Consider the following 9,212-nt stretch of genomic DNA (forward strand, 5'->3'; position numbering starts at 1 on the left):
CGAGAAACGCATGGCGGGCTAACCAACGGTGTCCGCCACACCAAGGGAAGATCACAGCGTCTCGAAGCCGACGTAGCCTAGCGCAAGAGCTCGACGCTATTTGGCCAACTCTCCTACCATCGGTCACAACACCAGCTTGATTATATAGCTTCGGTCGACTCTAAACCAAACTACTCGTCCTGGGTACAATGGATGAATACAAACGATGGGCGGGCGTCCGGCTCTGACCCGAAGAAATCCGTGCCTGGGCCCGAACGGGACGCTTCTCGTAGGGGTCACCAACGTGCGGAAAACATGCGGGCATGTTTTCCGCACGTTGGTGACGGAAGCGCAAGCGAAGTTGACCAACGCGCAGGCGGCTCGATCAGCGAAGCCGCCCGCACCGCCGCCACGCGCGGCCGATGAGACCCGGCCTCGTTCGAAGACAGGGCTTTGCCGCGGGGGCGCCCCGGCTAGGGCAAGCCCGAACATCGCTGATCGACCCGTTCCGTCGTTTTTGGGCTTGTTACAACATCACACATTGCTAAGGCCCGCCGTCGAAAGCGGGAGTTATCCAATGTTGCATAAGTTCAGCGGCGCGGCTCTGCTCGCCGTCGCCGTCGCGTCGCCCGGTGTCGCGCAAACTACCGGTCTCGGCCAGACGGACACGACGGCGTCCGGGACGCAAGGCGATGTCCTGGTCACCGCGCCTTTCCGCCAGAGCGAGACCGACATCCTGCAAGGCACATCGATCGTCACCGGCGAGGAGCTCACCCGCGAGCTCCGCCCGACGATCGGCGAGACGCTCGCGCGTCAGCCGGGCGTCTCGGCGACCTCGTTCGGGCCCAACGCCTCTCGTCCCGTGCTGCGCGGGCTGCAGGGCGAGCGCGTCCGCGTGCTCACCGACGGCATCGGCGCGTTCGACGTGTCGAACACCTCGGTCGACCACGCGGTCGTCATCGACCCGCTGCTCGCCGACCGCATCGAGGTCTTGCGCGGACCGTCCGCGTTGCTGTTCGGGTCGTCTGCGATCGGGGGCGTGGTCAACGTCATCGATACCCGCATCCCGCGATCGCGGCCCGGGGCCGGATACCGCGTGAACGCGATCGGGACCTACGGCTCGGCGGCCGACGAGCGCTCGGGCGGCGGGTCCGCCGACGTCGCGGTCGGCCCGTTCGTGCTCAACGCCAACGGCTCGTATCTGAAGTCCGACGACCTGCGCACCGGCGGCTTCATCCTGTCGCGCGGGGCGCGCGCGCAGGCGTTGAGCCAGGTCGGCCTGCCGCAGGACGTGGCTCCCGGGGAAGACCCGATCGACTTTGCGGCCAACGCCGCCCTTCGGGGCAAGATCCCGAACTCGGCGTCGAAGACGTGGACGGCGGGGGCGGGAGCGTCGCTGATTACCGATCGCGGATCGCTCGGGGTGGCGTACAGCCACTATGACAGCTTCTACGGCGTCCCCACCCGGTATGCGACGCTGGTCGGCCAAGGACAGGAAGCGCCTCGGCTAGACATCGTCCAGGACCGCGTCGACCTGCGCGCCGAGGTTGAGACCGGCGGCGGGTTCCTCGACCGCATCCGCGTCCGCGCGGGCCAGGCCGAATATCGCCATTTCGAGCGGGAGCCGAATGGCGACATCGCGACCACTTTTCTCAGCAATGGACTGGAAGCCCGTGCCGAGCTCGTCCAGGCGATCCGCGGCGGGTGGCAGGGGGCGTCGGGGGTCCAGTACTTCAACCGCCAGTTCGATGTGATCGGCGACGAGGCCTTCCTGCCCCGCAATGGGACGGAACAGGTCGGGCTGTTCACGCTTCAGCAGTTCGACTTCGGCGCGTTCAAGGCCGAGGGTGGGGTTCGCTACGAGCGTACGAACCAGTCCGCCAAGACCATCGCCGACGATCTTCGGTTCTTCGGCGGCAAGCGTGATTTCGACGCCGTTTCCGGCTCGCTGGGCGCGTCGGTCGGAGTGACCGACGGCCTCCGGATCGGCCTGAACGGATCGCACACCGAACGCGCCCCGTCGGCCGAGGAGCTGTTCGCGAATGGCGGACATGCCGGGACGCAGGCGTATGAACTGGGCGACCCGAACTTCCGGTTGGAAAAGTCGTGGGGGCTGGAGGGAACCGTCCACGCGCATGGAGAGGGATTCAGCTTCGACGCGTCGGCCTATTACAACCGGTTCAGCGACTTCATCTCGGAAAACCAGGTCGATCAGGGCGTGTGCGAGGCCGCGGCCGCGCCATCGGGCCGGACGGTCGACCTGCCCTGCTTTCAGTACCGGCAGGCCGATGCGCGTCTCTACGGCTTCGAGGCCGACATATCGCTGCGGCTCGCCCGCCTCGGGACGACGACGATCAATCTCGACGGAGTCGCCGATTACACCCGCGCCACGATCAAGAAGGGCGGGCCGATCCCGCGCATTCCCCCGCTCCGCCTGCTCGGCGGCATCGAAGCCCAGGGCGACGCTTTCACCGCGCGGGGCGAGGTCGAGCATGTGTTCGAACAGAACCGCATCGCCGCGTTCGAGACCCCGACCGCCGATTACACGTTGGTCAATGCCAGCGTGAGCCTGCGGCCGTTCGGGCGCGAGAACAAGACCACGCTCCTGCTCAGCGCGAACAACGTGTTCGACGTGGTGGCCAGGCGGCATGCGAGCTTCCTGAAGGACTTCGCCCCGCTCGCCGGGCGCGATTTCCGCGCGACGCTTCGGGTCGGGCTCTAGCCCGCGAGCGCCAGGACGCGTCGCGCCTGCTTCAAGTGCGGCAGGTCGACCATGCGACCGTCGAGCTGGAGCGCGCCCGCCTCCGGATCGGCGGCGAACGCCTCGACGATCCGGCGCGCACGGGCGATCGCGGCGGCGTCGGGAGTGAAGGCGGCATTGATGACGGGAACCTGCGCGGGGTGGATCGCCATCATGCCCGTGAACCCGTCGCGCCATCCACGCGCGGCATAAGCGGCGAGCCCGGCCTGGTCGGCGATCGCCGGGAACACCGTCTCGATCGCGGGCACCCCCGCCGCATGCGCCGCGAACAAAGCGAGCGAGCGGACGGTCTCGTAAGGCAGCGTGTAGCGACCGTCCGCCTCGCGCGAGGCCTGCGCCCCGATCGCGGCCGGCAAGTCCTCAGCGCCCCAGGTCAGCCCGGCGAGCGCGACCGGACTGCGGGCGTACTCGGCGAGCGCGAAGATCGCGGCGGGCGTCTCCGTCGCGATCGGCAGCACGGGCGGCACCTCCGCGCCGAGCGCCGCTAGCGTGGCCAGCCCCTCCGCCTTGGGCAGCACCAGTCCATCCGCCGCCCGCGCGACGGCCAGATCGTCCTCGAGCGTTCCCGAATCGACCGGGTTGATCCTGACGAACCGCCGCACGTCGCCCGCCGGCTCGGCCAGGAACGCCGCGACCGCATCGCGCGCCGCACCCTTGCGCCCAGGCACGACCGAATCCTCCAGATCGAGGATCACCGCGTCCGCCCCTACTCCCGTGGCCTTCGCGAAGCGGTCCGGCCGGTCGCCGGGCACGAACAGCAGCGAACGCAGCCTCATGCGGGCCGCCGCTGGACCAATGCCGTACGCAGGCACTGGCACACCGGCTCGTCCCGCTGGTTGTGAAGCTCGTGGCGGAAGGTGACGAGCCCCGCGGTCGGGCGCGACCGGCTTTCGCGCACTTCCGCCACTTCCGTCGAGGCACGCATGGTGTCGCCGATGAACACCGGGCTCGGCATCACCAGCTTGTCATAGCCGAGATTGGCGACGAGCACGCCCAGCGTCGTGTCGCCCACCGACAGCCCGACCATCAGCGAGAAGGTGAAGGTGCCGTTGACGAGGATGCGGCCGAACTCGCTGGCCCCGGCGGCCTCGACATCGAGGTGTAGCGGCTGCGGGTTGTGCGTCATCACCGTGAATAGCAGGTTGTCGGTTTCCGTCACCGTGCGCCGGATCTCGTGTGCGATCCGATCGCCGACCGTCCAGTCCTCGAAATATCGTCCGGCCATCATCCACTCCCGCCCGTCATGAGGGAGCGGCTAGCTCAATCCAACGCCAGCTTGTAGCCCGTATGCGTCGCCTCGAACCCGAGGCGTTCGTAGAAGCGATGCGCGCCCGCTCGCTCGTTCGTCGAGGTGAGCTGGACCAGCCGACAGCCATTGACGCGGGCCCGTTCGACCGCGTGCGCGATGAACGCCGCGCCCAGCCCCTTGCCGCGCCGGTCGGAGGCGATCCGGACCGATTCGATCAGCCCGCGCTTCATGCCCCGGAACGACAGGCCGGGAATGAGCGAGAGCTGGAGATAGCCGACCAGTCGACCCTCCTCTTCGACGACGAGCGGCAACTGGCGCGGGTCGGAGACGATCTCGTCGAAGGCAGTGCGGTAAGCCGGGGCGAGCGGTGGCTCGGGCGTTTCGCGACCCGCGCTCATCGCGTCGTCGGCGAGCAACGCCACGATCGCTTCGAGGTCGGAATGCCGAGCGGAGCGGAAGTAGGTCATGACCCCGCGCCTACACCAGCAACATGGATCATGGCCAACTCGGTTCGTCGCGATTCGCAATCCGACGGACGCCGACAGAGCGCCCCGGTTAGCTGGTCGACACGCATAGCGACCATATCGAACGCGAGCTGATGGGCGCGATCGTAGCGCTCCGCCCGGACGGCGTGATCCTGACGCCCCCGCATTCGGAGAACCCGCTGATCGTCCGGCTGCTCCACGAGCAGGGTATCAGCTTCGCGCGGATCGGTTCGCTCGGGGACGGGGCGGGCTTCGCGCTGACGATGGACGACGAGCGCGCGGCGCGGCTGGCGACCAAACACCTTCTCGGGCTCGGCCACCGGCGGATCGGCTTCATCGCCGGGCCGCTTGACTACGAGCTCAGCGGCTGGCGGGTGAGCGGCTGGCGCGCGGCGATGGAGGCGGCGGGCTTTTCGATCGACGACCTGCTCGCCCAAGGCGACTTCAGCTACGAGTCCGGCACGCCCCCAGCGCGATCGTCGCCAGCAACGACCGGATGACGCTGGCGACGCTGGAGGCGGCCCGCGCGCGGGCTGGAGGTGCCGCGCGACCTGTCGCTGGTCAGCTTCGACGACACGCCGATCGTCCGCTTCACCCATCCGCCGCTGACGGCGGTGGTCCAGCCGATCGCCGAGGTCTCCGCCCGCGCCATCGAGCTGATCATCCAGGACCAGGGGGGCGGCGGGGCGGCTGACCGTCACCGCGTTCCTGGTCGCGGCCTGAGCCCCGGCGCGCCCGGTTACGGGTCGCGATTGTCCAGTCCGTGCAGGCCGAACACGCCGATCGCCGCCAGCAATCGATCCGCGGTCAGCCCCTCGACGCCGGGTACCCATTTGGCGAGCCAGATCAGCATCCCCAGCAGCAATTGCACCACCAGCCTGATCTCGCACGGCCTGATCGACCCGTCCGCGATCCCCGTCTCCACGAACCGCTCCAGCACGATCGTCAGCCGATCGGCCCAGTCGGCGATCTCGTCGCGCTCGTGCGCCTCCAGATGAAAATATTCGCCGAAAAAGAGCAAAGGACCGTGGCGCGCGGAGTCGTGGACCAGCCGCGACAGTAGATGCTCCAGCTTGGCCGCGCCGCTCGCCTCCGCCCGGTCGGCATCGGTCAGGAACCGCTCGAACCGCGTCATCGACCGGCAATGGCAGGCGTAGAACAGCGCCTGCTTGCTCGGGAAATAATAGTAGAGCGTAGCATCACGCAGGTCGAGCGCGGCGGCTATTTCCGTCATGGTCGCCAAGGCATAGGTGCGCGCGTTCAGGATCGCGGTCGCCGCGACGATGATCGCGTCGCGCTTCTTCGCCGACTTGGCGCTCCGCGACAGGGGACGCGGGATGTCCTCCGTAGAGTGCGCGACCCGCGATCCATTCGTACCTCCGACCTCGATCATGCGCCCTTTGTACGGAGCCGCTTCACGACCGCAAGCGCACGGCGTCGGCGTGGGCGTCGAACTTTTCGACATTGTGTAAAAATATCTAGTGTGGGATAGAAATCGGGAACACGACGCTCCGGGACGACATCGGACGATCGCTGACGGGAGACGACGATGCGAAACGGCCTGAATTACGGTATTTCCCTTCTCGCGCTGGCGGTCGCCGGCCCCGCCTGGGCGCAGACGACCACGCCGGCACCGTCCGCCGGGCAGGACACGACCGCCCCGACGGTGGACCCCGAGCAGCCCGCGGCGCGCGACCTGGCGAGCGGGCAGTCCGGCGATATCATCGTGACCGCCAACAAGCGCGAGCAGACGCTGCAGGACACGCCGATCGCCGTTTCCGTGACCAGCGCCGCGACGATCGAGCAGGCGCAGATTCGCGACCTGATCGATCTTCAAACGGTGGTACCGTCGCTGCGCGTCTCGCAGACCAGCTCTTCCGGCCAGACCAACTTCTTCATTCGCGGCTTCGGCAATGGCGCGAACAATCCGGGGATCGAGCCCTCGGTCGGCGTCTTCATCGACGGCGTTTACCGCTCGCGCTCGGCCGCCCAGATCACCGACCTTCCCAATATCGAGCGCGTGGAGGTCCTGCGCGGGCCACAATCGACGCTGTTCGGGAAGAACGCCTCGGCGGGCGTCATCAGCGTCGTGACCCAGCGGCCGCAGTTCAAGTTCGGCGGCTCGATCGCGGGCACCTACGGCAATTTCGACCAGTACGTGGTGAAGGCCGACGTGACCGGGCCGATCGTCGCCGACCTTCTCGCCTTCAGCCTGTCGGGCAACTACAACAAGCGCGACGGCTTCGTCCGGGTCGAGAACCTCGATCGCAAGATCAACGACCGCGACCGGTATGACATTCGCGGCCAGCTGCTCTTCTCGCCGGGCAACGACCTGGAAGTCCGCATCATCGGCGACTACAGCAAGCTCGACGAGCTGTGCTGCGCCGCGCGCAACGTGCTGGCGGGGCCGACCATCCCCGCGCTGGACTTCGTCGCCGGGCAGACGGCGGTGAACCGGAACAGTCCCGATCCCGATCGCATCCGGCTGTCGCGCCTACCGCGGAACCGGATCGAGAATTACGGCGCATCGGGCCAGATCGACTATTCGATCGGCGACCTGACACTGACGTCGATCACCGCCTACCGCGAGCTGCGCAGCGACGTCGTCGATGACGGCGACTTCACGGCTGCGGACGTGACCACCAACATGATCGATACCAAGATCGATACCTTCACGCAGGAACTGCGCGTCGCGTCGAACTTCGACGGCCCGATCAACTTCCTGCTTGGTGGCTTCTACTTCAACGAGGACATCCAACAGATCAACGCGCTCGACTTCGGCGTCGACACGCGCGATTACCTTAACCTGCTGGCGGGCGGTGCCCCCACCGCAGCCGGCGGTACGACCGGCGGCGGGATCGGCACCGTCGAGACGCTGCTCGGCCGACCCCCGCGCACCTTCCAGCAGCCTGGCCGCGCGATCACCGACGAGTTCGGCTATAAGGACGAGTCGTATTCGATTTTCGGTACCGTCGATTTCAAACCGTTCGACCGGCTGACGCTGACGGGCGGGTTCAACTACACCGAGGACAAGAAGCGCGTCCGGTCCAACGTGGTGTCGAACGACGCGTTCTCCGCCGTCGATCTGGTTCAGCTCTATGTCGGCCTTGGCGGTCCGCCTCAGTTCGCCAACACCCCTCGGTCGGCGACCGTTCCGGCGGGCAATCCTTTCCTGGGGCTGCAGGGACTCCAATTCCTGCCGCCGTTCCTGAACTTTCCCAACGCCGTGGAGAGCGGTCGCACGAACGACGACGACTGGTCCTACACGGTGCGCGCGGCGTACGAGGCGAGCGATACGATCAACCTGTACGCGACCTACGCCACGGGCTTCAAGGCGAGCTCGTACAACCTGTCCCGCGATAGCCGTCCGTCCGCCGCCGACTTCATTTCCGGCTCCGCCGCGGGCAGGCCCGCGCCCGCCGCATCGCCGATCCGGACCGCCGGCTTGGCGCTGCCCAACCTCACCAACGGCACGCGCTTTGCCGGGCCTGAGCAATCCGAGGTGTTGGAAGCCGGTCTGAAGGCGGATTTCGGTCGGGTGAAGTTCAACGTCGCCGTGTTCGATCAGTCGATCAAGGGTTTCCAGGAGAACACCTTCACCGGCACCGGCTTCGCGCTGACCAACGCCGGGCGGCAGTCCACGCGCGGCTTCGAGTTCGAGGGCAGTGTGACGCCGGTCGATCCGCTCACGCTATTCGTGGCCGTCACTTATCTTGACACCGAGTACAACAGCTACACTGGCTCGCCGCTCGGCGATCTCAGCGGGCAGGACGTCGAGACCGTCTCGCCGATCACGATGTCGATCGGCGGCGCGTACACGCAGGAATTCGGCGCGGGGCAGAAGCTGATCGTCCGGACCGATTATCAATATGCCAGCCAGGCGCAGGTCAGCCAGGGGCTGCCCGGTTTCGTGACCACGGTGAATGGCGTGCGCGACGCGTCGGCGGCGCGGGCGATCGGCCGCGCCTACACGCGCGAGGTCGACGAGCTGAACCTGTCAGCGACGCTTCAGCTGACGAACGGCCTCGAATTCTCGGCCTATGCGCGCAACCTGCTGAACGATCGTTACCTGACCGCGATCTTCGACGGCGTGGCACAGCCGGGCAGCGTGTACGGCTTCTACAATCAGCCGCGCACCTATGGCGGCTCCGTCCGGTTCAAGTTCTGACCGCCATGGTCGCATCCGCACCCGGCCCGACCGCCTCCACCGCACCGTCGCGGTGGACCACCGGCGCGTTCGGATTTGGTGCGGTCGCCAACGGGGTCACCGAAACCGGCTTCAACTATTTCCTGCTGATCTTCTATTCGCAGGTGATCGGCCTGGACGCACGGCTCGTCAGCCTGGCGATCACCGCGTCGCTGATCCTCGACGCGTTCACCGATCCGATCGCGGGTTACTGGTCCGACAATCTCCGGTCGCGCTGGGGGCGACGGCATCCGTTCATGTACGCCAGCGCGATCCCGCTCGCGGTCGGCTTCGCGTTGCTGTGGATGCCGCCCGCGGGGCTCAGCGACGGCGGCGTGTTCTGGTACCTGCTGCTGATGAGCGTCGCGGTGCGGGTGTGCGTGACCTTCTACGAGACACCGTCGAGCGCGCTCCTGCCCGAACTGAGTTACGATTACGACGAGCGCGCATCCTTGCAGGGGGTGCGGACCTTCTTCGGGTGGTCGGGCGGCAACGTAATGACCGTGCTGATGTTCGTCGTGGTCTTTCCGCTGTTCGTCACGCCCGCGATCG

General features: G+C 67.1%; 7 protein-coding genes and 1 pseudogene. 4 read left to right on the plus strand and 4 right to left on the minus strand.

The genetic code is table 11. The annotated features are described in order from the left end of the window. Nucleotides 1–556 precede the first annotated feature (556 nt). The gene (locus ACFE71_RS13550) at nt 557–2,701 is read left to right on the plus strand and encodes a TonB-dependent receptor (protein WP_375429306.1); all 2,145 of its coding nucleotides are present in this window, start codon (nt 557–559) and stop codon (nt 2,699–2,701) included. On the opposite strand, the gene ACFE71_RS13555 is transcribed toward ACFE71_RS13550, so the two are convergent. Genes ACFE71_RS13555 through ACFE71_RS13565 form a run of 3 tightly spaced genes read right to left on the minus strand, consistent with a single transcriptional unit; the run spans nt 2,698 to nt 4,456 of the window. Continuing rightward, on the minus strand, nt 2,698–3,516 hold the full coding sequence (locus ACFE71_RS13555) for an HpcH/HpaI aldolase/citrate lyase family protein (RefSeq protein ID WP_375429307.1): 819 nt from the start codon (nt 3,514–3,516) through the stop codon (nt 2,698–2,700). The genes ACFE71_RS13550 and ACFE71_RS13555 overlap by 4 nt on opposite strands. Beyond that, nucleotides 3,513–3,965 (minus strand): MaoC family dehydratase, encoded by a 453-nt coding sequence (locus ACFE71_RS13560; RefSeq protein ID WP_375429312.1) that lies wholly within the window; start codon nt 3,963–3,965, stop codon nt 3,513–3,515. Before ACFE71_RS13560 ends, ACFE71_RS13555 begins: the two co-directional genes overlap by 4 nt. 35 nt (nt 3,966–4,000) lie before the next feature. Continuing rightward, nucleotides 4,001–4,456 carry a GNAT family N-acetyltransferase gene (locus tag ACFE71_RS13565; RefSeq protein WP_375429308.1) on the minus strand — a complete coding sequence of 152 codons (456 nt, stop codon included), beginning with the start codon at nt 4,454–4,456 and terminating at the stop codon, nt 4,001–4,003. Between the two features lie 92 nt (nt 4,457–4,548). On the opposite strand from ACFE71_RS13565, the pseudogene ACFE71_RS13570 reads away from it, so the two are divergent. Continuing rightward, nucleotides 4,549–5,154: pseudogene (locus tag ACFE71_RS13570) on the plus strand (substrate-binding domain-containing protein); the annotation flags it as partial. A 59-nt stretch (nt 5,155–5,213) separates the two neighbouring features. Here ACFE71_RS13570 and ACFE71_RS13575 read toward each other — a convergent pair. Next, entirely contained in the window at nt 5,214–5,867 is a 654-nt protein-coding gene (locus ACFE71_RS13575; protein ID WP_375429309.1) for a TetR/AcrR family transcriptional regulator, read from the minus strand. 156 nt (nt 5,868–6,023) lie between these two features. On the opposite strand from ACFE71_RS13575, the gene ACFE71_RS13580 reads away from it, so the two are divergent. Next, complete coding sequence (locus ACFE71_RS13580) at nt 6,024–8,642, plus strand: TonB-dependent receptor (protein WP_375429310.1); 2,619 nt, start codon at nt 6,024–6,026, stop codon at nt 8,640–8,642. Between the two features lie 5 nt (nt 8,643–8,647). Then, a partial coding sequence (locus ACFE71_RS13585; protein WP_375429311.1) for an MFS transporter occupies nt 8,648–9,212 on the plus strand: 565 nt, incomplete at its 3' end.

It is taken from the genome of uncultured Sphingomonas sp. (assembly GCF_964237155.1).
In the GTDB taxonomy this organism is placed as follows: domain Bacteria; phylum Pseudomonadota; class Alphaproteobacteria; order Sphingomonadales; family Sphingomonadaceae; genus Sphingomonas.

Coding starts and splice junctions, on each gene's coding strand:
- ACFE71_RS13550 (WP_375429306.1), top strand. CDS start 557: ATGTTGCATAAGTTCAGCGGCGCGGCTCTGCTCGCCGTCGCCGTCGCG.
- ACFE71_RS13555 (WP_375429307.1), bottom strand. CDS start 3,516: ATGAGGCTGCGTTCGCTGCTGTTCGTGCCCGGCGACCGGCCGGACCGC.
- ACFE71_RS13560 (WP_375429312.1), bottom strand. CDS start 3,965: ATGGCCGGACGATATTTCGAGGACTGGACGGTCGGCGATCGGATCGCA.
- ACFE71_RS13565 (WP_375429308.1), bottom strand. CDS start 4,456: ATGACCTACTTCCGCTCCGCTCGGCATTCCGACCTCGAAGCGATCGTG.
- ACFE71_RS13575 (WP_375429309.1), bottom strand. CDS start 5,867: ATGATCGAGGTCGGAGGTACGAATGGATCGCGGGTCGCGCACTCTACG.
- ACFE71_RS13580 (WP_375429310.1), top strand. CDS start 6,024: ATGCGAAACGGCCTGAATTACGGTATTTCCCTTCTCGCGCTGGCGGTC.